Raw genomic sequence first — 25,664 nt, 5'->3', positions numbered from 1 at the left:
AAGCGGCTCTAGATTCCGCATTCCGTTACCAAAAGAGAGTGACCCATGAGCGAGAACGAAGCCGACCTCCAGCTCCATTACTGGCCGACACCCAACGGCTGGAAGGTGACGATCTTTCTGGAAGAGGTCGGCGCGCCCTACGAGGTGAAGTTCGTCAATATCGGCAAGGGCGAACAGTTTCAGCCGGACTTTCTGGCGATCTCGCCGAACAACCGCATGCCGGCGCTCGTCGACCGGGCGGGACCTGGCGGCGAGCCGATCTCGATCTTCGAATCCGGCGCGATCCTTCTCTATCTCGGGCGCAAATTCGCGAAATTCTACCCGACCGACGAGCGCAAGCGCGTCGAGGTGGAGAGCTGGCTGATGTGGCAGATGGGAGGCTTCGGCCCGATGCTCGGCCAGAACCACCATTTCCGCAATTACGCGCCCGAAAAGATCCCCTACGCCATCAAGCGCTACGAGGACGAGGCCGACCGCCTCTACGGCGTCCTCGACAAGCGGCTGGAGGGGCGTGAGTTCGTCGCCGCGGGCGAATACACCATCGCCGACATGGCGATCCTCTCCTGGGCGCGCGCGCCCGAGCGGCAGGGCGTCGATCTGGCCGAATTCCCGAACATCTCGCGCTGGCGCGAAAAGCTGCTCGCGCGCCCGGCGGTCGAGCGCGGCATCAATGTCGGGGCCGACAAGCGCATGGACCTCTCGCAGGACAAGGATGCGCAGGCGATCCTCTTCGGCCAGCGCACTAAGCGGGCGAGCTAGAACGGGCAAACGCGACCGCGTGCGGGCTTGAAGGCCCGCCGCGGAGCCGGCACCCTGCCGGGCCTCAGGGATGCGGGCGGAGAGCGGGGAGATCGGCTTGGACAACGACGCGAGCGGGGGCGGCAGGCCGGCTGTCCTTTTCGTCTGCCTCGGCAATATCTGCCGCTCGCCTCTGGCGGAGGCGGCCTTCCGTGCCGAGGCGGAGCGGGTTGGGCTCGATGCGGAGGTCGATTCCGCCGGCTGCGGCGACTGGCATGCCGGCGAGCCGCCCGACCGGCGCGCCCAGGCGGTGGCGCGCCGCAACGGTATCGACATCACGCATTACCGGGCGCGCATGGTGAAGCGGCAGGATTTTTTCCGCTTCAGCCATATCGTGGCGCTCGACTTCGACAACCTTTCCCATCTTCAACGCATGCGCCCCGAGGACGGCACCGCCGAGCTGAGCCTCCTCCTCGACCATGTGGAGGGCCGGGCCGGAGAGGCGATCGCCGACCCCTATTATGGCGGGGCGGACGGCTTCGACGTCACCTGGGCGGAGGTGACGGCCGGGGCGCGCGGCCTGGCGCGCCATATCGCCGGGGCGCGATGAGCGGAAAGAGCGGCCTGGGCGAGGCCGGCGCGGCGCTTCTCCGCGGCCGGCTCGCCCGCATCGTCGCCCGCCATGGGGGCGACCTTTCCGAACTCGTCCATATCGCGCTCGAGGACGGGCGCGAGGCGATGGTCAAGAACGGCCCGGCTCCCGATGCCGAGGGCGAGATGCTCGAGGCGATCGCCGCCGCCGGCGCGCCCGCGCCGAAGGTGATCGCCATGAACGGCGACGTCCTCGTCATGGAGGTGCTGGAGGAGGGGGGCGGTGCGCACAGCGCCTCGGCAAGTCTGGGAAGGGCGCTGAAAACCCTGCATGCGGAGCGCGGCGAGCGCTACGGCTGGCACCGCGACTTCGCCTTTGGCCGTGTCGCCATCGAGAACGGCTGGGCCGACGACTGGCCCGCCTTCTGGGGCGAGCGGCGCCTGCTGACGAGCGTCCGCCATGTGGATGCGCGCCTAGCCCGCCGCCTTGAAAGCCTCGCCGCGGATCTTTCGAACCGGCTGCCGGCCCGGCCCGCCGCTTCGCTCCTGCATGGCGACATGTGGGCCGGCAACGTCGTCGCCGCCGGCGGCGAGGTGACGGGTCTGGTCGATCCGGCTTCGTACTACGGCCATGCGGAAGTCGACCTCGCCATGCTCACCCTTTTCGGCGGGCCGTGCGAGGCCTTCTTCGAGGCCTATGGGCCGCTCGAGCCGGGACATGAAGAGCGCCGGCCGATCTACCAGCTCTGGCCGGCGCTGGTGCATCTGCGCCTCTTCGGCAGCGGCTACCGTTCGATGGTGGAAAGGTTCCTCTCCGCCGCCGGCGTGTGACGCGCTCATTTGCCGGTCGCTGCAGCGGATGCGTCCGGCGCGCCGGGAAGGTAGGATCGCCGCCGCAAGGGGGCTCTCCCGCTCGATTCGGCGATGGCGCATGACGCTCTATGATCTCAAGCCGGCCTTCCAGGCACGCCTCAGGCCGCTCGTCGGCCGGCTCGCCGCGCGCGGCGTCACCGCGAACCAGGTGACGCTCGCCGCCGCTTCGATCTCGCTCATCGTCGGGACGCTGATCTGGGTCGCCGGCGCCCGCATCGCCTTCCTGCTCCTACCGGTATGGTTCGCCCTCAGGATGGCCTTCAACGCCGTCGACGGCATGCTGGCGCGCGAGCACGGCCAGAAGAGCCGCCTCGGGGCCTTCCTCAACGAGATCGGCGACGTCGTCTCCGATGCGGCCCTGATCGCGCCCTTCGCCATCCTGCCCGTCTTCGGCGGCTTCGCCGTCGGCCTCACCGTCGTCCTCGCCCTCCTGACGGAGTTCGCCGGCGTGCTCGCCGAGGCGCTCGGCGGCGCGCGCCGCTACGACGGGCCGATGGGCAAGAGCGACCGCGCCCTCGTCTTCGGCGCGGCCGGCGCCTGGATCGGCCTCGGCCTGCCGCTTCCGGGCTGGACGGTGCTTTTCTTTTACCTCCTCGCCGCGCTCCTCGTCTGGACCGTGGTCAACCGCGTGCGGGCCGGCCTTGCCGCGGCCTTCGCCGGAAGGCCCGCCGCATGATCGAGGGTCTCGCCGCCATGCTGATCGTGCTTCTGGCGCGCCTTGCGACGGGCGTGCGGGCCGAATGGCGCGGCACCGGGCCGGAGCGGCGGCGGCGCATCTATTTCGCCAATCATGTCAGCAACGGCGACTTCGTCCTTCTCTGGGCCGTGCTGCCGCCGGCGATCCGCCAGACGACGCGCCCCGTCGCCGCCGCCGATTACTGGCTCTCCTCGCCGGTACGCCGCTTCATCGCCGAGCGCGTCTTCCGCGCCGTGCTGATCTCGCGCAGCCCGAGGCCTGACGAGCCCCATCCGGTCGAGATGATGGCCGACGCGCTCGCCGGCGGCGCCTCGCTGATCCTCTTTCCCGAAGGCACGCGCAACACCGGCGAGGCGCGGCTTCTGCCGTTCAAGAGCGGGATCTTCCGGCTGGTCTCCAAGCTGCCCGAGGTCGAATGCGTGCCGGTGTGGATCGACAACCTCAACCGGGTGCTGCCGAAGGGGGAGGTGGTGCCTGTGCCGCTTCTGTGCACCGTCACTTTCGGCGAGCCGCTGACGCTCGGCGAAGGCGAGGAGAAGGAGGCCTTTCTCGCCCGCGCCCGCGCCGCGCTGATGGCGGCCGCGCCCGATGGCGGCGACCGGGACGGGGAGGCGGACGGCAATGGCGCCTGAATACCACGTCTTCGCCATCGCCGGCGGCATCCTGGCGATCCTTGTCCTCGCCTCGCTCGTCGGCGCCGCGCTCAAATGGTGGACCGGCTGGGAGCGCCCGCATGCGGTGATCGACAACCTCAACGACCGCATCAAGGCCTGGTGGGTAATGGTGGCGCTGATCACGCTCGCCTTCGCCCTCGGCCACTGGGCGGTCATCCTCCTCTTCGCCTTCGCCTCCTTTACGGCGCTGCGCGAGTTCATGACCCTGACGCCGACCCGCCGCGGCGACCATTACGCCCTGGCGGCGAGCTTCTTTGTCATCCTGCCGGTGCAGTACGGCCTCGTCTGGGCGAACGAATACGGCATCTACGCCGTCTTCATCCCCGTCTACGCCTTCCTTTTCCTGCCAATCCTCGCCGCGCTGCGTGGCGAGACGCGTCGCTACATGGACCGGGTGGCGCAGGTGCAATGGGGGCTGATGATCTGCGTCTTCTGCCTCTCGCACGTGCCGGCGCTGCTGAACCTGACCATTCCCGGCTACGAGGGGCGCAACCTCCTCCTCATCGCCTTTCTCGTCCTCGTCGTGCAGGCGAGCGACGTCCTGCAATACATCTTCGGCAAGCTCCTCGGCCGACGCCTGATCGCCCCGGCGCTGTCGCCCTCGAAGACCTGGGAAGGCTTTCTCGGAGGGGCGGGGACAGCGACGCTCCTCGGCGCCGCGCTGTGGTGGGCGACGCCCTTCACACCGCTTGAGGCGGGCGTCATGGCCGCTCTCGTCACGCTGATGGGCTTTGCGGGCGGGCTCGTCATGTCGGCGATCAAGCGTGACCGCGGCGTCAAGGATTGGGGCCAGATGATCGAGGGCCATGGCGGCATGCTCGACCGCATCGATTCGCTCGTCTTTGCCGCCCCGATCTTCTTCCACCTGACGCGGTTCTTCTTCTCCACCACCTGACGGCCCGTGGCGCCGGGCACGGGCGTCGATTCGACGCCCTCGGGCCCGCGCACCGGTGCATGACACTGGCGTGCGCGACGAAAGGAGCCCGCCATGCCGTCTTCAGATCTCCTGGTCCCCTTCTTCCTTGCCTCGGCCGTCTTCGCCTGCGTGCCGGGACCGGGGATGCTCTACGCGGCGGCGCAGACGCTCGCCGGCGGCCGGCGAGCCGGCTGGCTCTCCTGCCTCGGCTTCCATATCGCCGGCATCGGTCATGTTGCGGCCGCCGCTCTGGGCGTTTCGGCCCTTCTCCAGGCCGTTCCGGCGGCCTTCGTGGCAATGAAGATCGCCGGCGCAGCCTGCCTTGTGGCGATGGGGCTGCGCTATCTTCTTCGCCCCGCCCATGCCGAGCAGGCGCGTTCGTCGGCGGTAACGGCCCGGCGCGCCCTGCGCGGCAGCATTCTCGCCGAGGCCCTGAACCCGAAATCGGCCCTCTTCTATCTCGCCTTCCTGCCCCAGTTCGTGGACCCTGCCGCGGCGCTGCCCCTCTGGGCACAAATCTCCGTCCTCGGCCTCCTCACCAACGCCATGTTCACTCTCACCGACATGGTGCTGATCGAGGCTTCGCACTTCATGGCAAGCCGGCTGCGCGCCACCGTGCTGCTCGCGCGCCTGCGACGGCTCGGCGGCGGCGTTCTCGTCATGCTCGGTCTCCACCTTGCCTTTGCGCGCAATCCCTGAGGCGCTTCACACCGGCCATTTCTCCAGCCGGTAGGCGCTGTCCCAGAACATCCATTCCAGCTGAACCGCCCGGTCGAAGGCCTGGTGCGCGCGGGCGGCGAGCGAAGGGGAGGCGTCCGCCACCGCCTCGTCGGTCGCGCCGATCATGCCCCTGACCGCCTCGTGGAATTCCTCGCCCGCATAGGTGTCGATCCATGCCGAATAGGGGTTCGGCGAGGCCGCCCGTCCGAGAATGTCGCGCCCGACCTCGGCATAGATCCAGAAGCAGGGCAGGAGCGCGCCGAGCACCACCTCGTAGGGGGCCGCATAGGCCGTCCCCATGAGGAAGGAGACGTAGTGGTGGCAGGCGGGGGAGAGCGGTGTCGCCTCAAAGGTCTCCGGACCGATGCCGTAGGTCTTGAAGAAGGAGCCGTGCAGCGCCCGTTCCACCACGATGGCCTCTTCTGCGGCGGCGGCGAGCTGGACGATCCGGTCCGGCTCCGGCGCCTTCGCCGCGGCGATGGCGAGCGCCCGGCCGAAGCCGGTGAGGTAATGCGCGTCCTGCGTGATGTAGTGCTTGAAGCGGTCTTCGCGGAGCGTGCCGGCGGCGAGCTCGGCGTTGAAGGGCATCAGGCGGATGTCGTCGTAGAGCCCGGCATTGCGCGCCCAGGCCTCGGCGGAGAATGTCGTCACTTTCCTCTTTTCCTTCCCGCTGGCTTTCCTTTCCGCCTTCCTAGGCGATGCGCGAGGGCCTGCCTACCGCCTCCAGGGCCGTTCCGGCCCGGGGTGGCGCGTGGGTGCTTTTGCATGACAACCCGGTTTCCTTGGGCACTTTGTCGAAGCTATGCTGCCCGTTCCGCGGAAGGCTCGGCCTCCTCCGCAAGCGTTCATAACAAGGGAACAGAAAATGACATTCATCCCCTCCAGGAAGCTGGTCGCCGCCGCGATCGCGGTGGCGGGTCTGGCGCTCGCCGGCACCTCCGGCACCTCCCATGCGCAGGACATGAAGTTCTTCCGCATCGCGACGGGCGGCACCGCCGGAACCTATTTCCCGATCGGCGGGCTGATCGCCAACGCCATCTCCAACCCGCCGGGCTCGCGCCCCTGCGAGGAGGGCGGCTCCTGCGGCGTGCCGGGCCTCGTTGCGACCGCGATCGCTTCCAATGGCTCCGTCGCCAACGTCAACGCCATCGGCTCCGGCGCGGTGGAATCGGGCTTCTCTCAGTCCGACGTCGCCTATTGGGCGCAGACCGGCACGGGCGTCTTCGAGGACAAGGGCAAGGTGGAGAAGCTGCGCGCCATCGCCAGCCTCTATCCCGAAAGCATCCATCTGATCGCCAGCAAGGCCTCCGGCATCACCTCCGTCGCCGACCTTGCGGGCAAGCGCGTCTCGCTGGACGAGCCGGGCTCCGGCACGCTCGTCGATGCCCGCCTCATCCTCGGCGCCTACGGCCTCGACGAGAAGTCGATCGAGCCGGAATACCTGAAGCCGAACCAGGCGGCCGACCGCATGCGCGACGGCGCCATGGACGCCTTCTTCTTCGTCGGCGGCTTTCCGGCCGGCGCCATCGTGGAGCTGGCTTCCAACACCGACATTACCGTCGTGCCGATCGACGGCGATGCGGCCGGCAAGGTGATTTCCGACTACGAGTTCTTCGCCAAGAACACGATCCCCGCCGGCACCTATGAGGGCCAGGATTCCGACGTGACGACGCTTGCCGTCGGCGCCCAGTGGGTGACGAGCGCCGACCAGCCCGAGGAGCTGATCTACGAGATCACCAAGGCGTTGTGGAACGACAATACCCGCAAGCTGCTCGATAGCGGCCATGCCAAGGGCAAGGTGATCACCGCCGACACGGCTCTCAACGGCGTCGGCATCCCGCTGCATCCGGGCGCCGAGAAATTCTACAAGGAAGCCGGCCTCATGAAATAGGCCAGGCCAATGATCGCGCAGGCGGCGGCTCTCCCGCCGCCTGCTTTCGTTTGAAGCCTTTCGACCGCGAGCCGGAAAGCGCCCGATGCAGGAAGAGAAGGAACTCGACCCGGCCCATGTGAAGGAGCTGGAGGAGCGCTTCGATCCGGAGGTGCGCTTCCGCCCCCTCCGCCCGGCCGCCGGCATGGTGGCGGCGACGCTGCTCTTCGCCCTGTCGCTGTTTCACTACTACACCGCCGGCTTCGGCCTTCTGCGCGAGGTGAACCACCGGGGCGTGCATCTCGCCTTCGTTCTGTCGCTGATCTTCATCGTCTTCTCGGCGACGAAGAAGGGGCAGGAGACGCTCTATCCCTCGAGCCTGTGGCGGCCTGCCGGGCTGCCGCTCTACGACTGGCTGTTTGCCCTCGCGGCTGCCGTCGCCGCGCTCTACGTGCCCTTCATCTTCGACGATCTCGCCTTCCGCGTCGGCAATCCGCTGCCTATCGACGTCGCCATGGGCACGATCATGATCCTCGTGCTTTTGGAGGCCACGCGCCGCTCCATGGGCTGGCCGCTGCCGGTCATCGCCATCATTTTGATGGCCTACGCCGTCTATGGCCGCCAGGCGCCGGGCGTGCTCGTCCATCCGGGCAGCGACTGGAAGACGCTGGTCAACCACCTCTACCTGACGAGCCAGGGCATTTACGGCCTGCCGGTTGGCGTCGTCGCCACCTATGTCTTTCACTTCGTCCTGTTCGGCGTCCTGGCGACGCGCATCGGCCTTGGCCGGCTCTTCATCGATTTCGCCTCCGCCTTCGCCGGCCGCTTTTCCGGCGGGCCCGCCAAGGTCTCCGTCTTTTCCTCCGCGCTGCTCGGCTCGATCTCCGGCTCCTCCATCGCCAACACCGTGACGACGGGCGCGCTGACCATTCCGGCGATGATCCGCATCGGCTATCCGCGCCATTTCGCGGCGGCGGTGGAGGCGGCCTCCTCGACGGGCGGCCAGATCACCCCGCCGGTAATGGGCGCGGCCGCCTTTTTGATGATCGAGTTCCTCGGCGTGCCCTATACGACGATCATCACCGCCGCGATCGTGCCGGCGTCGATGCATTTCTTCGGCGTTCTCTGCCAGGTGCATTTCGAGGCCAAACGCCTCGGCCTGCGGGGCCTGACCAGAGAGGAGCTGCCGCGGGTCGGCGCCATCCTGAAGCGCGACTGGCCGACGCTCCTGCCGCTCTTCATCCTCATCGGCATCCTGATGGAGGGCTATACGCCCTATCTCGCCGCCTTCTGGGGCATCACCGCCTGCATCGTCATCGGCCTCGTCAATCCGCTCAACCGCATCACGGTGAAGGACGTCGTGGAGGCCTTCGTGCTCGGCGCCAAATACGCGCTCGCCGTCGGCGCGGCGGCGGCCACCGTCGGCATCATCATCGGCGTCGTCACGCTGACCGGCGTCTCCTTCAAGATCGCCTATATGGTGACCTCCACGGCCGGCCAGTGGGCCGAGCTGATCGATCCTTACATTCCCTTTTCGATCATGGAGGTCTCCACCCTCACGCTGCTCATCACGCTGATCCTGACGGCGATCGTCTGCATCGTCATGGGCTGCGGCATACCGACGACCGCGACCTACCTGATCATGGTGTCGGTCGCCGCGCCGGTGCTGGGCCTTCTCGGCATCGCCCCGCTCGTCGCCCATTTCTTCGTCTTCTACTATGGGGTGCTGGCCGACATCACGCCGCCCGTGGCGCTCGCTGCCTATGCGGGCGCGGGGATCGCCAACGCCAATCCCTTCAAGGCGGGCAACACCGCCTTCCGGCTCGGCATGGGCAAGGCGCTGGTGCCCTTCGTCTTCGTCTTTTCTCCCTCGCTGCTACTCGTGACCGACGGCTTCACCTGGTCCGCCTTCGCGCTCGCCTTCACCGGCACGGTGATCGGCATTCTCGCCCTTTCGGCGGCCTTCGGCGGCTGGCTCTTCGGCGCGCTCTATCTGGTGGAGCGCTGGGTGCTCGCCCTGGCGGCGATCCTGATGGTGGCGCCCGAATTCACCTCCACCGCGATCGGGCTTGCGATCCTCCTCCTCGTGGCCCTGCGCCAGGCCTTCTTCGCCATTCCGCCCCGCGCCGCCGAGGCGGCTTCCTCCGGCTGAGCCGCCGCAGCGCCGCCCGCCTGAAACTTGTGCGGCGGTTGCGGGGCAGCGGCGAAGAGATGCCCCACCGGTTGACGCGCGGCGCGAAACCGGCCATTTCCGGAGGTGGAGAGGTGGCCGAGTGGTCGAAGGCGCTCCCCTGCTAAGGGAGTAGACGGTTTATCCCGTCTCGAGGGTTCGAATCCCTTCCTCTCCGCCATCCCTAAGCCATTGATAAAAGTGCAGAATTTCGCGGATTCGGGTTTTTGGTACCCACCAATGTACCCAGGAGCGAACGATGCATCTCGCCCGCCGCGGCCCAATCCGGGATTGTTGGCTGGAGGTTCCAGATTCGCGTGCCGCGTGATCTGGAGCCGGTTCTCGGCTTCCAGAAGCTCAATCCTTGGTTCGCTGTCGTCGCAGGGGAGGGCCGCCCCGATGACCGCTGGCTGCCGCTCTCGGCACGCTGACCGGGGCGCGGCTCGCCGAGCTCATCTACCTGCAGGGCAGGCACATCTACGAGCTGAAGAAAGGGGCTCTAGCTCGCCGACCTGACGAGAAATCTGCTCCTGCCGGACGGCAGGGAGAGGCGGCGGGCAATCAGGACGGAGACCAGCATCCGCATCTTCGTGCTGCACGCGGTGCTCGAGGAGGTCGGCTTTCTCGACTACGCCCGCAGGAAGAAGGAGGGGCAGTGGCTCTTCTCGGCGCTGCACAGCGGCGTCGCCGACCCGCCGAGCACGGCCTCCAAGCGCGTCAATTACCGCCTGAAGAAGGCGGGCATCCACCGCCCGCGCGAGCTCGTCTTCCATTCATCGCGCCACACCTCGAAGGACCTGATGCGCATCGCCCATGTCGACCCGCGCACCATCGACAGGCAGACCGGCCACGCCCCGACGAGCGTCGGCGACCGCTACGGCTCCAAGCATCTGCGCGAAGACGAGATCGCAGTTCTTGCAGCCATCCCGCTGCCGGAAGGGCTGGATCTGAGTCCGTATCTGAGGCGGCGGGAAGAGGAGCTGGAGGGGCGGCGGAAATGACTTCCGTGGCCGAGAAAAGGTCGGTGAGCCTTCGGCCGATAAAGAATGGCCAAGGCGGAGGCAGAAATCGGCGACCCCACGTCGCAGACCGATAGCTAGTATCGGACTTTCAAACTGATATTTCTCGGTTGTTGCTATCTGTCTGGTTAAAATCCGAATGAGCGCACAATGAAGAAGGAAGGCGATTACCGAATCTGGCTCGAACAGGGCGGCGCTCAAACGGAAACGGGGCGCAACTCACGCGCATATGCGATCCGAACCATCGAACGGCATCTCTCCGCGCTGGCTATGCCATATCAGGATCTCGACGAAGCGTGGGAGGTCGACGGGTTCGAGGCGCTTCGCGAGCGTCTGCGAAGAATGCGAGAGGACGCTCGCGCCGGAGGGCAGGATTACCGCATCCTGATGCCGGAATCCGAAAATCCCCACAACCGGCTCTCCAATTGGGCGAGCTGGTTGGGGCAATATGGGCGGTTTCTAGCAGGCGACCCGCCGGGGTCCGCGAAGGATGCCGATCGGATAAGGCAATATGTCCTGGAGCGTTACATCGAGCCCGCGCGTGAGGAAGGTCGGGACCACGTCGAAGTGCTCGTCCGCGACGTCAGCGAGGCTCTGGGCCTCAATCAGGGATGGCCGAATATTTGTCAGGCTCTTGGCGGACGGACGTTTCAGGAAATGGCAGAGGTTGCCGAACCCGAGCGGATCGGAGCCGACCAAAGCTCAGCCACGGTGTTTCGCTTCGATCTTCGGGGGCGGGGCCTCAGCCGACGGGCGCTTGAAGGGCTTCGGGCGCGGTTTCTCGCCCTTTGCCCTGACTTTCGAACTTTCGCCGAACCGGGCACCGGCTGGGCCAAGGGCGAGAAAGCTTACAAGGTGGCCGCGATCGATCGGGTTCGCTCGATACTTGCCGAGGATGCAACGGACGAGATCCTCGGCAAGCGCGTCTTTGACGTCCTGAAGACCGCCGCGAAGGACGGCCCTCTGGTCAGATGGCAGACAGAGGACGCAGTCGCCAAGAACGGGGCGGATCTTTTGTCGGAGTTTTACACCGTCATCGGTCGGCTGCTGCGATCCAGCGAACCGCCAGAGATCGCCTTGGCTACGGCATATGACGCTCTCGATGCGCTGCGCGCCCATGGTGCGGCTTCGCTTACTTATGGCGAGAAAATCAACATCCTATCTTCGGCATTGGCGATGGTACGACCGAGCGCCATGGCCCCTTTTAAGGTCAGACGGATCAACGAGGCGTGGGAAGCGCTGACGGGCCAAAAACTGTTCGTCGGAGCTCACTCGAATTTGGCGACCGACTACCGCCGACTTGCCGATGGCTTCAGCGAACTCTTCGAAATCATGCGCGACGAGTGGCGTTGGGAGCCGCAGGACTGGCTGGACATCCAGGGTTTCCTTTGGATCGCCAGCGATAAGACCGTTACGGTTCCGTCTGGCTCAGAGAGCGCCGACGGACGTGAAGGGATGGAGAAGGCAATGTCGAGGTCGCCCGTCAACCTCATCCTCTACGGCCCGCCCGGGACCGGGAAGACCTTCATGACCGCAGCCGAGGCGGTGCGACTGTGCGGCGAGCCGGTCCCGGAAAATCGCGCGGAACTCATGGCAACCTACCAGAGCCTTCTGAGCGCGGGGCGCATTGAGTTCGTCACCTTCCACCAGTCGATGTCATACGAAGACTTCGTCGAAGGTCGGCAGCCCGTGACCGGATCGGAAGGGCACAGGGAGTCGGAGTCCGCCGGTTTCAGGCTAGAGACGGTTCACGGGATATTCAGACGGATCGCGAAGCGCGCCGAGACCAGCGGAGGGGCGTCCGCCCGGAGTGATAATATCGAGATCGGCGGGCGGCAGGTGTTCAAGATGTCTATCGGGCAGGCGAGCGCGGAGGGAGATGCGCGGTTTTTCGATGAAGCGATCCAGGAAAATTACGTGCTCCTGAGTTGGGAGGATCTGGACTGGAGCGATGGGAGGTACGCTGACATCGCTGAAATTCTAATGACTTGCCAGAATGAAGGGAGAATTTCAGGTCCGGTCACAACTCAGTCTGGGCAGGTCCTGCAGACCGACATCTTCCGCAATCGCCTCAAGATCGGCGACATCGTGATCATTTCGAAGGGCAACAAGCTCTTCCGAGCAATCGGGGAGATCGTCGGCGAGTATGAATACCAACCGCGGAGTGAGAGAAGATACACCCATAGGCGTGCGGTGCGGTGGCTTTGGAACGACGATGACGGAATGCCCGTACGCGAAATCTACCAGAAGGACTTTACTCAGGCAGCGATCTACCAGCTGCAAAAAGACGGCCTCAACATTCCCGCACTCGAACGATACATGAACAGCCAAATTTCCGATGGCGTTACGGAGCCAACCTCATTCGCTTTGATCATCGATGAGATCAACCGGGCGAACATCTCTAAGGTATTCGGCGAACTGATCACCCTTCTCGAAGCCGACAAGCGGCTGAGCCAGCCGAATGCGCTGCGGGTCCGACTGCCCTATTCGGGGGACGAGTTCGGGGTGCCGTCCAACCTCCACATACTAGGCACGATGAACACGGCCGACCGTTCCATCGCGCTTCTCGACACTGCGCTGAGGCGCCGTTTCACTTTTCGGGAGATGATGCCGGATGCATCCCGGCTCGCGAATGCCGCCCAGGAATGCGGCATCGACCTGCCACGACTTCTTGCGACGATCAACGAGCGGATCGAATATCTTTACGACCGCGAACATCAGATCGGCCACGCCTACTTCATGGCGTGCAGGTCGCGGGCCGATGTCGATGAGGTCATGCGCCACAAGGTCATTCCGCTTCTCGCTGAATACTTCTTCGAGGACTGGGCCAAGATCGCAGCCGTGCTCGGCGATTTGGAGCCGGGCGAAGGTCCGATTGCAGGGGGCTTTCTCAAACGTGCGAACCTGAAGGCGCCTCCGGGCCTCGAGGATGGCGAGGCGGTTTCCCGGTTCCGTTGGGAGGTGCGCTCCGAGGAGGAAGGCTTCGACTACGGGAAGTTGACGGGGGTATGATCCGCCGAACGATCCGCGAATGGGAGCGCATCGCCTACGGGTCCGACGACGCCGAAATCCCAGAGACGCAGGCAGACCGTCTCGCAGCTGTCGCGCGGGCCTCGGTCTTTTCCGACCGCGGCGGCGAGGGTGTGCTGGAACACGGACGCAAAGGGCTGCGCGCCCGTGGCGTCGTCGGCGTCATTGCCGCTCCAGACTGTCAGCTGGAGATTCTTCCGAAGATCGAGGGAGGAGGAGAGACCGCAGTCTCCGACGTGACCCGTCGTGCTCGCCTCATCCACATGCTGGCGGTGACCTACGATCTGCCGATCGAAGCCGGGGCAATGACACAGCTCGGCTGGCAGCACGAAACTGTGCTCGAACTCCTGATCCGTCTGTTCTGCGGGAAGCTCACGGACGCCGTGCGCCGAGGAATGCCGCGCCACTACCTTGAGCATGAAGACGATCTCCCTGCCTTGAGGGGACGCCTGAATGTAACGCGGCAATTCTCCACGCTCGCCCTCTCGCCACAGAAACTCGCATGCCGTTTCGACTCCCTGTCGCCCGACATCGCGCTGAACCAGGTCATGCGAGCAGCAGTCACCAAGCTGTCGCGCGTGGCTGCCGCGCCGGACAACCAGCGCGCGCTGCGCGAGCTGAGCTTTGTGTACGTCGACGTTGCCGAAGTTCCGCCGAGCGCGCTTCGGTGGGATCGGATTGTCCTTGATCGCACGAACCGACGCTGGAAGGATCTTCTCGCACTGGCCCGTCTTTTCCTCTCTGATCGGCACCAGCAGACGAGCGCAGGAACGATCGACGGGCATGCGCTGCTCTTCGAGATGAACGTGCTCTTCGAGAAGTATGTCGAGAGGATCCTGTCACGAGCGCTTGCTGGCACGGGCTTTCGTGTTTCCTCGCAAGGAGGGCACCGGCATTGTCTCTACGAGGGTGAGATCGGACGGTTCCGCACGCATCCGGACCTGATCGTTCGGCGAGGCGACCGGATCGTTCTGATCATCGATACGAAATGGAAGCGCATGACGCCGCGTATCGATGATCCCAAGCAGGGCGTCAGCCAGACAGATGTGTATCAGGGGATGGCCTACGGGAGGCTCTACGACTGCCCGAATGTCATGCTGCTCTATCCGCACCATGGCGGCCTTCCCCCAAATGCGATCCTCCAGCGGTTTGCAATTGCGTCGCGGCAGGCGGAAGAGAACTTCTTTGTAGCGACATTGGACCTTGCAGGCGCGCAGCGCGATCACACGGCCGCTGTACGGGCACTTCTGACTGGGTGTTTGGGTGCAACCGCCGAAGAAGAAGTAGACGCTTGAGTATCAGTTTTACAACTAAGCTCAGCCTGAGCCAATGTCCGGTGAGCAGATGCTGACGAAGAACGCTGAGTGACCGAGAAGGGGCGCAAAGCTGAGATCATTTCCAGCACTCCTTTGGGGCCCGGAGCCTTTACGCCCGGTGTGGCTTGAAAGAGTTCCCTTGGCATGCATTTGCCGCACCGCAGGATCGTCCGGACGACACTGGCTGACGCTTCTCGAGTCCGCTGACACGAGGGCATCCAGCCGAGCTTGTTCACCTGAAGGGCACGGACATCTACGAGCTGAAGAAGGGGCTCTGGGTCGCCAACCTGACGAGAGAACTGCCCCTGCCGGATGGCAGGGAGAGGCTGCGGGCGATCAAAGACGGAGATCAGCATCCGCATCTTCGCGCTGCACGCGGTGTTCGAGGAGGTCGGCTTTCTCGACTACGCCCGCAAGAAGAAGGAGGGGCAGTGGCTCTTCTCGGCGCTGCACAGCGGCGTCGCCGACCCGCCGAGCACGGCCTCCAAGCGCGTCAATTACCGCCTGAAGAAGGCGGGCATCCACCGCCCGCGCGAGCTCGTCTTCCATTCATCGCGCCACACCTCGAAGGACCTGATGCGCATCGCCCATGTCGACCCGCGCACCATCGACAGGCAGACCGGCCACGCCCCGACGAGCGTCGGCGACCGCTACGGCTCCAAACGCCTGCGCGAGGACGAGATCGCAGTTCTTGCAGCCATCCCGCTGCCGGAGGGGCTCGATCTGGGTCCGTATCTGAGGCGACGGAAAGAGGAGATGGAGGGCCCGCGGAAATGATTTCTGCGGAAACTCAAGCTGCAGGCGTCCGCGAATGACCGTGTTGCCGCTCGCGGCGGGGTCATTCGCCTTTGGCATCTGAACGATATAACTTCTCGATCTCCTCATTACGAAACCTGTATTCGGCTCTACAACCGCTGCCAATACTCGGCGGAATCGGGAAGTTCTTGGGAGAATTGTCTATATTCTCCTGGGAGTCCAGTCGCAATCGAAGTAAATTAAGTAAATCTATAGTATTCGATAGATTTTTTAGCACGTCGGCGGGATAAAGTTTCATTTCTGACGTAAGTTTTTCGTGGAGTTGATCGAGAGCCTGAAAATTCTCCCGAAATGCCCACGGCGCAACGACACTTGCAATCTTAATAAGATTGGCGCGCCCGTTAATCGCCGGGGTATCAGAAATGCTCGCCGCGACGTCTAGATAAGCAAAATCCACAACAACGCATGCGGTGCTGTTGTCCACGACATTTGCGAGTATAAACGCCGAATTTATCCGGATTCCGCGGTCGTGATGGCGTGCGCCGCGAGCCAAAATCTCAGCATCTAGCACATCATCTTCGGCTCTCAGCACTCGAATGGCATTCCTCGAACTGACGGAAATTGCGTTCCGAAGAGCGCCCGTAATCACTCGGAATCGCTGAGCATCAAGCGTTTCCTCCTTTTCATCTTTGGCCAAGAGAAAACTCGCGTGAGCGCGTATCTGGCTTAGCAAGCAAGGGACGACCTCCTCAGACGAGCCCAATTCCGCAACAGGGATTGGCTCGCCAGTCTCAGTAAATCTCTGTATCGCCGCACAGCGATCGGTTGACTGCCCTTGAGATGGCTTGACCATCGACCAGGGGGCCACGAGCGTCACAAGCGCGACGATAAAGAGTTTTGCAGCAAAGCGGCTAGAAGAGATCATTTGAGATCGTATGCTCCGTAGACAGATTATTCCGGATTTGCTCAAGGCTTCGCGCAATATTCCGGTTTACGCCAATGCCTTCGGTTGGTGGATTATCAGCATTACGAATAGCTGGGACGGAGCCGTGAGTTCTATAAATCGGCAAGGAAATAGTTCGTTCTTCCTCAAGACGACGAAATCCGAAGCCGCGCTCAAGAAAGTAATTATTAATATCGGAGAGAGTTATTTCATCACTACCTTCGACGTGCGCTTCGATTTGTGGATTTGGAGTCGATTTAATATAGTAAAGTTCTACATCAAATTTTATAGATCGAGACTGATCTAACGCGGTGCTGGGCACGGGCATGAGCGCTAAGAAGCTTCGACCTTGTCGATAGACTGGTACATTTTCGTCGTGAAACCGAACTTCAATAGCGAAGTCGTCAAGAATTATCTCATTTCCCAGCTCGTCTCGAGGACGAATTGGGACGACAACATAGTTGCTCTGGGAGGCAAATGCGGCGCGTATCTCTGGATATTTTTCAAGCATCCCGTACCCAAGCAGGAGTGCAATAACGCCTGCTCCACCTGCCAATGACGCCTGCACTACGAACCGCTGACCGGGGGGGGCCTCGAATCTGCCTGTGCTCTGGGTACCTGTGCCGTAGAGCACAAGTGCAACCCCGAGGACTACGAAAACGAACGTAAAAGCTGAGTGGGTTGCGGGGTCCGCGTGAGTGGTGAAGGCGATCCAAAGCACCACCGCCCCAAGCAAGATGAAGAAGATTCCGCTCTCCGAAAACGAAAGTGCCGCCCCTCCGATCGTCGAGGCAAGTTTCAGATATGGATTCTCTGTGCTGGGGGACGGCTGTGTCATCTCGGGATCTTCGCCATGGTTCTAGCGACAAGACCGGAAAGCTCCGATTGCCGACTGAGATTTAGTTTGCGGGTGATCGAAGAAAGCTGATTTCGTGCTGTCGCATAGGCCGTGGAGGAGCTTTCGGCTGCCTCCCGAACGGTCAGGCCCTCATGGAGCAACTGGGCCAGGCGCGCCTCGGCGCGCGTGAGACCGAGCGAAGATGCGAGCATTTCGCTGGGCGCGGGATCCACATCGTCGGGATCGATCACGTAGACCATGTACGCCGGAAGACCTTCGGAGAATGGGCGGACGATCGGGTTCGGCTCAGGCGAGTTTCCGACCGGAACAAAGTAGAGGACGAGTGGCGCACTTGTGGGTCGATCGATGCGCAGCGGTCCTATCGGGAGAGCGCCGTCCAAGACGCTCGCTGCCGCCGCTTCAATCAACCCTGAGGCGTCTGCGCGTCGGGCGCATAGTTTTCCCTCTCGCGAGAGGCGCAGAACGTCTCCTGCCCGGAATATCGCCGCGGCTTTCTTGTTCTGAGCTACCAGCCGTTCCTGCGCATCGAAGATTGCCACTGGAGTGCCGATCCATTCGATAATCGAGCTGGCTTGTGCCACCGCCGTGCGCTGAATGAGATTGCGCACCATGCGAAACGACTCCTGGACATAGGGCCGAATCCGATTGAGGGATTCGGTCAGAGCCGCGCGGTCGTCTTCACTCAAGCGCTCGGGAATTGTCGCACTGAAGAGGGCGATGCAGTCTGGTTTGCGAAAGATGTTGAAGCCGCAAGCGGCATCCATACGATCCCGAGGCCGGAGGTATGCATCGAAGAATTCGGTCTTGCGGACCAGTTCTCGAGGGATGAATTCTTCACTCTGATAGAGCCTGTCGGTGTGCATGACCGCCGCCACCGCGTCCATGAATGGATTGATGTGCGCGACCGCGGAGTAGTCCTTAAAGGCATCCTCGTCCGTGTTGACGGCCACGCTGTCGAGCGAGAAGCGATGGGGCTCAAGCTCTTCGACCTGAATCAGTATCCGTACATCGGGAAATAGATCTCCGAACACTTCGAGAGCTGCAGCATAGCTGCTTGGGTCGAAATGCGCTTCATAAAGCTTTTGTACGGCTTCCAGCTCAGATCGGTTCATCTCTTCCCTCAGCAACATGCCGCGCTGAGAATTCATCTCAGCCATTACGCGAGGATCTATCTAAGCGATTGAGGCAGAATATAGCATTCACCTGAAATGCCCGCATAGTACAAATGCATCATGCGAGCCGAAGTGGGAAAATGCTGGGGTATAGCAAGTATCAAACGATGCGTAAGTTACTGAGGGAGGATTCCAGCGATCGGGTGCACTCGAACTGGTTGAAAACGCGACGGCAAGGCTAAGAGACTGCGTTTGGAGTTGCTTGCTAGCCCGGAAATGAAGAGCGGACGCCCTTTCGCGAGGCTGCACCGTCATATTTGGGTTCGTGGCGTACAAGCGGTTGCCCCGCGCAAAGAAAGGTGGGCGATGGCCGTCTACACACTCCTGTTGCGTTTAATGGGCGCGCTGTTGTTGCTCTCACTTGAGGCATGTGCCTCTGGTCTCGCCGAGTTTCGGCTGTATGGCGAGGCCTTCGACGCACAATTTGTCCAAGGCGAGAAGGTTCTGGATCGTTTGGCAGTGGCCGAGCGGATTGTGATGCGCCGTGGCCGACAGCTGTCAAACATAAGGGCGTTCGATCCGCAGGACGCCCCGTACTATCTGAATGTGGGCGATCCGCCGTTAACACTCTCGATCCGCACAAGCCTCAAGGCTGTCAGGGAATACAATGCTGCCCTGATTGGTCTTGCGGACGGGACGTCGGCGACAAAGCTCGCGGCCGGACTCGGCCAGATCACAAACAACCTGAACACGGCGCTCGCCTCGCTCCCTTTGGCTGACAGGGCGATCCTTGCTGCAGGGGGCGAAGCAACGATCAAGGCCAGCGAAGAGGTGATCAGTCAAGCCTTGGGTGTCCTGAAGACGGCCTCCTCCTTTGCTCTCCGAGCATCATTCCGGCGTCAGTTGCTGAGGGCTTATCCCGCCATGTCGGAGCTCTTGGTGAGGATCCGCGACGGCACGGACGAAATGTATCTCGTGATGCAGCGATCACGGGTCGAGCCAGGGACACTTGGCGGCGGCAGTCTCGGAGTTCCTGCAGCGGAGCTTCCCAACCTCGAACAGGACCGCAAGCTTCTGGCGGGGTGGGTGGTTCTGCTTGACCAGACGCTTGAAGCGATGGACGCCGCGGCCGCTGCCGCTCTGGATGGCGCGTCACCACCTGATCTGGCTGCGCTCGTCGAGGCGTCCGTGCAGATCCGGGCCCTTGCTGAGGGGGTGAAGGCTGCCGACTAAGAGGGACACGGCCTCTTCACTGGGAGGGTAAGAGACATGTCAAAGGCTCAGATTGCAGAACAGCTTTTTGATCTTCGCGAGGCGCTCGAGGCGCCCTACGCCGCTGCGAAAGAAGTCGGCGACGAGCAGAAGATGCAAGAGCTGATAGCGATTGCCAAGGAGATCGACGACATCTTGGACACGATCGCGATCCGCAACTTGGCCGACCTGGCCACGGATGTCGGTCGCCTCAAGGCGAGAATCGACGCTTTAAGGCAATCTGTCTCGGATCCCCTGCGGGCCACGGTTGGTTCTGCAATTGCTGAGCTCAGGCAGATGGTTTCAGAAATCGTTGCGGACTCGGCCGAAGAAGAAGTGCGCGCCTTCGATGAGGTCGTTGATCGCGGCCCGCGCTATTTCGCGACGGTCGAAGTGGCTGGGTCCGGCGCCGCAGCGTCCGGCAACCCTGTTTTCTCGGAGGCACATCTGGTTGGGCTGTGGAAACGATCGCAGTTTCCGATCTGGGCCGAGGGGGCCACCGTGTTCGGGCTTCGAGGGTGTCGCCCTGTCGACTACGCCGGAACGGATTTCAAGCCAGAGCAGGAAATCCAAGTCGTCGATGTGAACTATACCACCATGAACTGCACAATCGGCCAGTGGCGTCCCGGCGGCGGCATATCCGTCTTTCCGGGGTCGACCGTGCCATACGGGCCTCTCGTGCGCGCGGGTATCGGCAAGTCCGGCGAGGGCGTCAATCAGCTCGGGCGTGGCCGCTACCAAAGCTACAAGGCGGGCTGGCACAAGCGCAGTGAAGGCTCTGCAGGCCACTGGGCGCTTCAGCAGAACTGCCCTGTCACCCTTCAGCGCACGGCGGACGATGCGGACTATGATGGCGAGGACCGCTGGGAATTCGGCGCCATTGCCGGAGACAACATCCACTGCGCCTTCGGTATGGGTGTCGACGGCCGGATTCCAGATTCGAAATACTCCAGTGCCGGTTGCCAGACCATAGCCGGTACGGTGATCAAAGGGAGGCGTGGCAGCGAGAGAGGACCTTGGAAGAAGTTCATCGCGCCGTTTCTTCCAGGTCCGGGCGGACAGGCGTTCACCGAATACGTGCTGTTCGATGCGCGCGAGATGATCCAGATGCTGTCGAACCAATACAAGGAGAAGACGATCATCCTTCGGTTCGGGTCCGAGGGCCCCCTCGTACAAGAGCTCCAGCAGGCACTGAGGTCTTCTGTCAACTCATCGCTTCAAGTCGACGGAGTCTTCGGCATCGAGACCTTTCGGGCCGTACTCGAGTTTCAGACAACGCACTTCGGGCCAAGTGCGGATGATGGCATCGTGGGCCCCGAGACGGCGATGCTGCTGGGGATTTCGCTTCCTGAGTTCGATTTCGCGAATGCCACAGGCGGTGGCCCGGGTTACAGGCCCGAACGCCGATCGGGGCGGGTCAGAAAAGGCGGGAGCAGCCGACCGATCGCATGGGGAAAGGTGACCGAGGATCTTCACGGATCTGAATTCAATCAGAAGGTGATCGACATGTCTGCGCGGCTCGACTGCGATCCAGATCACCTCATGGCTGTGATGGCGTTCGAGACTGGGAGATCATTCAAGCCAGATCAGAAGAATGCGGCAGGCAGCGGCGCAACAGGATTGATCCAATTCATGCCATTGACAGCACAGGATTTGGGAACAACGATCGAAAAACTTGAAACGATGAGTGCAATTGAGCAACTCGACTACGTCGAGATGCACTTTGATCGCTCTCGAAGAGGAAGGGCGATCAAAACTTTGTCGGATGTCTATATGGCAGTATTGTGGCCCGCCGCAGTTGGAAAGGCTGACAGCAGCGTCCTGTTCCAGAAGTCGTCCGACCCGAGGGTCAATACGAGGTACGTTCAGAATAGAAGCCTCGACATAAACAGGGACGGTCTAGTCACCAAGGCCGAGGCGACCAAGAGGGTAAGCGATATGCTGATCGAGGGTCTCAAGAGAACCAACGTCGCGTAAGCACTGAGCGTGGCGTTAGCACTGCTCGATGAACTTCAGCGGTGGCTCGATAGGGCTCTCCTAAATGTGTAACCCCGCCGTCTGCCTCCCGCGGATCAAAAAGCAGACTAGGCATGCCTCAAGCGAGTCAGCGGCCGGTGCGGCTCCAAGCGCCTGCGCAGATACGAGATCGCAGTCTTTGCAGTTGTCCCGACCTTAAGGGCTCGACGACGGCCCAAACCTCTAGCGGCGTGAGCCGGAACTGAAGGAAAGCGGAAATGATCTCCGCAGTGACTTTCGCCGCGTACCTTGGGCGATCCGTCAGCACCTCGGTTGGTATTCTTGGTCGCCTCGATCTTGGCGCAGCGAAGAGGTGTCTCCGCCGCCCAGTGATCGGAAATGCTGCGACACTTCGCATCACCGAGGCGCTTTTTGCGCGGGTTTAACGGCCTATCAGCGTGTCTAACTCCAACAATACACTCAGATCATTTGGAAGCTGAACGTCTGCCAGGTTCGGTCCGCTTGTGGGCGGGAAGCCCAAAGGTGGAGGGGGAAAGAAATGCCGCTGTTCTATTTCGATGTGAGACGTAAGACCTCCTTCGAAGTCGATCATAAGGGGCGTGAGTGCGCCGATATCAACGCCGCTTCGATAGTGGCCGAAAGGAGAGCGGCGAATGTTCTCGTGCGCGGAATCGACTTCAGCGAGGAGCGGCCAGTAACCGTCGAAGTTCGCAATGAGTACAGCCAACGGGCACTCACGGTCGAAGCGAAGCTGGCGACCTTCTTCGTCTGGCCTCAGCCGGAGCCCCCGGCGCCCAAGCGCGCAAAGCGAAGAAAGCGCACCAAAGCCGCATCCTAGGAACGATCGAAGGCGCTGCTTCGCGCTCGCTCCAGACGCGTCTCTGAATGCGCAAGGGGACGGCAGCCTTCGGCGGGCGCCCGTCTTGTCCTCTCAACACGACATCCAGCCGCCGCGGCGGCTCTTTCAATCTCCCGCGCAACCGTTCCTTGCTGCCTCGCCTGGCGTTCGTTACGACGAATAAAACCCTGCCTATTGTCGACTCGGTCCGCGATGTCAGAAAAGACGCAGAAATTCTTCGAAGAGCCGATCCTCAATTCACCCTATGAAGAGCCTTCCCGTCACTGGGAGCTGGATCTGCAGGGAAGACCGACGGATGTAATCCTTCCGTTGCGTCGCAAGGCCGAGCTCATTTCTGCCATACCGGGGCCCCGCAAGCGCAACGCCGATCAAAGAGAGCTCGTCTACGATACGGGCCATGGGCTCTCCACGGACGAGCAGGAGTTCAACCCGACACCCATCATCAACGAGCTGCGGCAGGAAATCGAGACATGGCGCCGCCTGCCGAATCCGGAGCAGTGGCAGGTGACACCCGTCACTGCCAGTCTGCTTCGTCACTGGCGGGCGCTGCAAGAGGATGTGAGCCGCTCGATCCGCCCGTTCTTCTGCCAGCTGGAAGCGGTCGAGACGGCGATATGGCTTGCGGAAGTCGCGCCGAAATCCGGGCGGCGCGGGCGTCGCTATCTCGACTGGCTGAAAGAGGCGAATGCCAGCGCGACGGCTGCCGACGGACCAGCGCTCTTCCGCGTCGCGCTCAAGCTTGCCACCGGGGCGGGCAAGACGACCGTCATGGCCATGCTGATCGCCTGGCAGGCGATCAACGCCGCGAGGGCCCGCAATTCCAAGCATTTTTCCCGCGGCTTCCTGATCATCACGCCGGGCATCACCATCCGCGATCGGCTCCGCGTTCTCCTGCCGAACGAGCCCGACAACTACTATCGCAGGCTCGATCTCGTTCCGACCGATCTCATGCAGGACATGGGCGCGGCGAAGATCGTCATCACCAATTACCACTCTTTCAAGCCGCGCGAGCGGGTGCAGCTGGCGAAGGGGACGCGCGAAGCCCTCAAGGGTCACGGCGAGGATGTCGAGACGCAGGAGACCGAAGGTCAGATGCTCCAGCGCGTCATGAAGGAGCTCATGGGCCTCGGGCCGCTCATCGTCATCAACGACGAAGCGCATCATTGCTACCGTCAGCGTCCGGAAGGCGAGGCAGCCAAGCTGACTGCCGAGGAGAAGGCGGAGGCGAAAGAGAATGAAGAGGCGGCTAGGCTTTGGATTTCTGGGATCGAGGGGGTCAAGCGCCAGCTCGGGCTGAACACCGTCTACGACCTTTCCGCAACGCCCTTCTTCCTTGCAGGCTCCGGCTGGCCGGAAGGTACGCTCTTTCCCTGGGTCGTCAGCGATTTCTCGCTCATGGATGCGATTGAGTGCGGCATCGTCAAGCTACCGAGAGTGCCCGTCGCCGACAACCTCGCCTCCGGCCGGACGCCGCTCTATCGTAACCTTTGGCCAACGATCCGCGACAAGATGCCGAAGAAGGGGCGGGGTGCGCTCAAACCCGATCCGCTCAAGATCCCGATCGAGCTGCAGACGGCGCTTGAGGCACTCTACGGCCACTACCGCAAGACCTACGACGCCTGGGCCGCCAAGAAGATCGGCGTGCCGCCCGTCTTCATCGTGGTCTGCAACGACACGGTCAATTCCGAGACCGTGGCGAACTACATCGCGGGCTTCGAGCGCGAGACAAAGGAAGGTGACGTCCACTTCCACCAGGGACGGCTGGAGCTCTTCCGCAACTACACCGACGAGGGGGATCGGCTGGCGCGGCCGCGTACGCTCCTCATCGACAGTCAGCGCATCGATTCCGGCGAGGCGATCGACCCGAAATTCCGCGATGCCTACGAGGACGAGCTTGACGCGTTCCGGCGCGAGAAGGCGGCCCGCGAAGGTGCGGACGCGGCGCGAACGCTGACCGATGAAGACATCCTGCGCGAAGTGCTGAACACCGTCGGCAAGGAAGGGAAGCTCGGCGCCGAGATCCGCTGCGTCGTCTCCGTCTCCATGCTGACGGAAGGGTGGGACGCCAACACCGTGACGCACATCCTCGGGCTGCGCGCCTTCTCCACCAAGCTCATCTGCGAACAGGTGATCGGCAGGGCGCTGCGCCGCCTGTCCTACGATGTGGATCCGGCGACCGGGCTGTTCGGCGTGGAATACGCCGATATCATGGGCATCGACGACCTCAACTTCTCCGCCCAGGCGATCGCAGCCCCCGTCAAGCCGCCGAAGGAAGTGATCCACGTTCAGGCCGTGAGCCCCGAACGTGACCATCTGGAGATCGATTTCCCCCGCGTTGAAGGCTTCCGCGTCGAGCTGCCGGATGAGAGGCTGACGGCCGATTATTCAAAGCTCGAGCCCTACATCCTCGATCCCGACAAGGTCGGCGCCACCGAGGTGACGATGCAGGGCATCGTCGGTATGCCGGAGAAGCTGACGCTGGACTACCTGAAGGCGATGCGGCCCTCGGAGATCGTCTTCAAGCTCGCCACGCACCTCCTGACGGAGAAGCTCCGCGATGCGGACGAGGAGCCGAAGCTGCACCTCTTCCCGCAATGCCAGCGGCTGGTGAAGCAGTGGCTCGATCAGGGCCTCCTCGTCTGCAAGGGCGGAACGGTGCGGGGGCAGGTGACCTACAAGCAGCTCGCCGACGAGGTGACGGACCAGATCGCCGCTTCAATCAATGTCGGTGCGGCGGGCGAGACGGTGGTGCGGGCGATCCTCGATCCCTATGCGCCGACCGGCTCGACGATGGACGTCAGCTTCAACGTCACCAAGGCCGATCTCTACGACCCCAATCCCGACAAGAGCCACATCAACTGGATCGTCCTCGATTCCGACTGGGAGGGGCAGTGCGCCCAGGTGATCGAGGATCATCCGCGCGTTCTCGCCTATGCCAAGAACCACAATCTGGGTTTCGAGGTGCCGTATCTCGCGGGGGGAGAGCCTCGGCGCTACCGCCCCGACTTCCTTCTGCGGATCGACGACGGCGGCGATACGCCCCTCACGCTCGTCCTGGAGGTGAAGGGGTTCCGGGGCCACGACGTCCCACTGAAGACGGCGGCGATGCGCGATCGCTGGATACCTGCGGTGGAGCGGCTCGGCCGCTTCGGCCGATGGGCTTTCGGCGAGATGAGCGATCCCTACCGCATGAAAGAGGAGCTGGATGCGCTCATCATGAAGGAACTCGGGAGGGAAGCAGCATGAAGTTCAAGACGCGGGAGAGGCGCAGGCTGAAAGAGGCCTGGGCCCAG

Annotated in this window: 21 protein-coding genes and 1 tRNA gene; 18 read left to right on the top strand and 4 right to left on the bottom strand. The window is 62.8% G+C overall.

The window, feature by feature from the left end:
- Positions 1-45: 45 nt before the first annotated feature.
- The 7 genes from CLD20_RS14190 to CLD20_RS14160 all read left to right on the top strand — a co-directional run bounded on the left by CLD20_RS14190 (position 46) and on the right by CLD20_RS14160 (position 5,188).
- Positions 46-759, top strand: coding sequence for a glutathione binding-like protein (locus CLD20_RS14190; protein WP_224407312.1), 714 nt, complete (start codon positions 46-48; stop codon positions 757-759).
- A gap of 97 nt (positions 760-856) precedes the next feature.
- Complete coding sequence (locus CLD20_RS14185) at positions 857-1,348, top strand: low molecular weight protein-tyrosine-phosphatase (protein WP_224407311.1); 492 nt, start codon at positions 857-859, stop codon at positions 1,346-1,348.
- A complete protein-coding gene (locus CLD20_RS14180; RefSeq protein ID WP_224407310.1) occupies positions 1,345-2,160 on the top strand; it encodes a fructosamine kinase family protein in 816 nt (271 codons plus the stop codon). Before CLD20_RS14185 ends, CLD20_RS14180 begins: the two co-directional genes overlap by 4 nt.
- 100 nt (positions 2,161-2,260) lie before the next feature.
- Positions 2,261-2,878 (top strand): CDP-alcohol phosphatidyltransferase family protein, encoded by a 618-nt coding sequence (locus CLD20_RS14175; protein ID WP_224407309.1) that lies wholly within the window; start codon positions 2,261-2,263, stop codon positions 2,876-2,878.
- Positions 2,875-3,531, top strand: coding sequence for a lysophospholipid acyltransferase family protein (locus CLD20_RS14170; protein ID WP_224407308.1), 657 nt, complete (start codon positions 2,875-2,877; stop codon positions 3,529-3,531). Before CLD20_RS14175 ends, CLD20_RS14170 begins: the two co-directional genes overlap by 4 nt.
- Positions 3,521-4,468, top strand: coding sequence for a phosphatidate cytidylyltransferase (locus CLD20_RS14165; RefSeq protein WP_224407307.1), 948 nt, complete (start codon positions 3,521-3,523; stop codon positions 4,466-4,468). Before CLD20_RS14170 ends, CLD20_RS14165 begins: the two co-directional genes overlap by 11 nt.
- Positions 4,469-4,561: 93 nt before the next feature.
- Entirely contained in the window at positions 4,562-5,188 is a 627-nt protein-coding gene (locus tag CLD20_RS14160) for a LysE family translocator (RefSeq protein ID WP_224407306.1), read from the top strand.
- A gap of 6 nt (positions 5,189-5,194) precedes the next feature.
- On the opposite strand, the gene CLD20_RS14155 is transcribed toward CLD20_RS14160, so the two are convergent.
- Positions 5,195-5,860, bottom strand: coding sequence for a TenA family protein (locus tag CLD20_RS14155; RefSeq protein ID WP_224407305.1), 666 nt, complete (start codon positions 5,858-5,860; stop codon positions 5,195-5,197).
- 214 nt (positions 5,861-6,074) lie between these two features.
- Between CLD20_RS14155 and CLD20_RS14150 the strand changes: the two genes are divergently transcribed.
- The 7 genes from CLD20_RS14150 (at position 6,075) to CLD20_RS14120 (ending at position 15,391) form a co-directional block, all read left to right on the top strand.
- Positions 6,075-7,100, top strand: a complete 1,026-nt coding sequence (locus tag CLD20_RS14150; protein WP_224407304.1) for a TAXI family TRAP transporter solute-binding subunit — start codon at positions 6,075-6,077, stop codon at positions 7,098-7,100.
- An 85-nt stretch (positions 7,101-7,185) separates the two neighbouring features.
- Entirely contained in the window at positions 7,186-9,231 is a 2,046-nt protein-coding gene (locus tag CLD20_RS14145; protein ID WP_224407303.1) for a TRAP transporter permease, read from the top strand.
- A gap of 107 nt (positions 9,232-9,338) precedes the next feature.
- Positions 9,339-9,430, top strand: a tRNA-Ser gene (locus tag CLD20_RS14140).
- A 409-nt stretch (positions 9,431-9,839) separates the two neighbouring features.
- Positions 9,840-10,250 (top strand): hypothetical protein, encoded by a 411-nt coding sequence (locus tag CLD20_RS14135; protein ID WP_224407302.1) that lies wholly within the window; start codon positions 9,840-9,842, stop codon positions 10,248-10,250.
- Positions 10,251-10,418: 168 nt separating this feature from the next.
- Complete coding sequence (locus CLD20_RS20415; RefSeq protein ID WP_370636904.1) at positions 10,419-13,280, top strand: AAA family ATPase; 2,862 nt, start codon at positions 10,419-10,421, stop codon at positions 13,278-13,280.
- A complete protein-coding gene (locus CLD20_RS14125; RefSeq protein WP_224407301.1) occupies positions 13,277-14,593 on the top strand; it encodes an McrC family protein in 1,317 nt (438 codons plus the stop codon). Before CLD20_RS20415 ends, CLD20_RS14125 begins: the two co-directional genes overlap by 4 nt.
- A 333-nt stretch (positions 14,594-14,926) precedes the next feature.
- Complete coding sequence (locus CLD20_RS14120) at positions 14,927-15,391, top strand: hypothetical protein (RefSeq protein WP_224407300.1); 465 nt, start codon at positions 14,927-14,929, stop codon at positions 15,389-15,391.
- 61 nt (positions 15,392-15,452) lie between these two features.
- Here the strand turns inward: CLD20_RS14120 and CLD20_RS14115 are convergent, their stop codons facing one another.
- Genes CLD20_RS14115 through CLD20_RS14105 form a run of 3 tightly spaced genes read right to left on the bottom strand, consistent with a single transcriptional unit; the run spans position 15,453 to position 18,329 of the window.
- Complete coding sequence (locus tag CLD20_RS14115) at positions 15,453-16,295, bottom strand: hypothetical protein (protein WP_224407299.1); 843 nt, start codon at positions 16,293-16,295, stop codon at positions 15,453-15,455.
- Positions 16,282-17,151, bottom strand: a complete 870-nt coding sequence (locus CLD20_RS14110) for a hypothetical protein (RefSeq protein WP_224407298.1) — start codon at positions 17,149-17,151, stop codon at positions 16,282-16,284. The genes CLD20_RS14115 and CLD20_RS14110 overlap by 14 nt, the downstream gene beginning before the upstream one ends.
- Complete coding sequence (locus CLD20_RS14105) at positions 17,148-18,329, bottom strand: hypothetical protein (RefSeq protein WP_224407297.1); 1,182 nt, start codon at positions 18,327-18,329, stop codon at positions 17,148-17,150. Before CLD20_RS14105 ends, CLD20_RS14110 begins: the two co-directional genes overlap by 4 nt.
- 321 nt (positions 18,330-18,650) lie before the next feature.
- On the opposite strand from CLD20_RS14105, the gene CLD20_RS14100 reads away from it, so the two are divergent.
- The 4 genes from CLD20_RS14100 (at position 18,651) to CLD20_RS14085 (ending at position 25,617) form a co-directional block, all read left to right on the top strand.
- Positions 18,651-19,517, top strand: a complete 867-nt coding sequence (locus CLD20_RS14100; RefSeq protein ID WP_224407296.1) for a hypothetical protein — start codon at positions 18,651-18,653, stop codon at positions 19,515-19,517.
- 36 nt (positions 19,518-19,553) lie between these two features.
- Complete coding sequence (locus tag CLD20_RS14095) at positions 19,554-21,512, top strand: peptidoglycan-binding protein (RefSeq protein ID WP_224407295.1); 1,959 nt, start codon at positions 19,554-19,556, stop codon at positions 21,510-21,512.
- 538 nt (positions 21,513-22,050) lie between these two features.
- Positions 22,051-22,350: an F-actin-capping protein subunit alpha gene (locus tag CLD20_RS14090; RefSeq protein WP_224407294.1), complete on the top strand. Its 300-nt coding sequence runs from the start codon at positions 22,051-22,053 to the stop codon at positions 22,348-22,350.
- A 213-nt stretch (positions 22,351-22,563) separates the two neighbouring features.
- The gene (locus tag CLD20_RS14085; protein ID WP_224407293.1) at positions 22,564-25,617 is read left to right on the top strand and encodes a BPTD_3080 family restriction endonuclease; all 3,054 of its coding nucleotides are present in this window, start codon (positions 22,564-22,566) and stop codon (positions 25,615-25,617) included.
- Positions 25,618-25,664 lie beyond the last annotated feature (47 nt).

Source organism: Afifella sp. IM 167 (assembly GCF_020144925.1).
In the GTDB taxonomy this organism is placed as follows: domain Bacteria; phylum Pseudomonadota; class Alphaproteobacteria; order Rhizobiales; family Afifellaceae; genus Afifella.
Note: the sequence above shows the minus strand (reverse complement) of the source record. Positions and strands in the feature narration are given on the sequence as shown.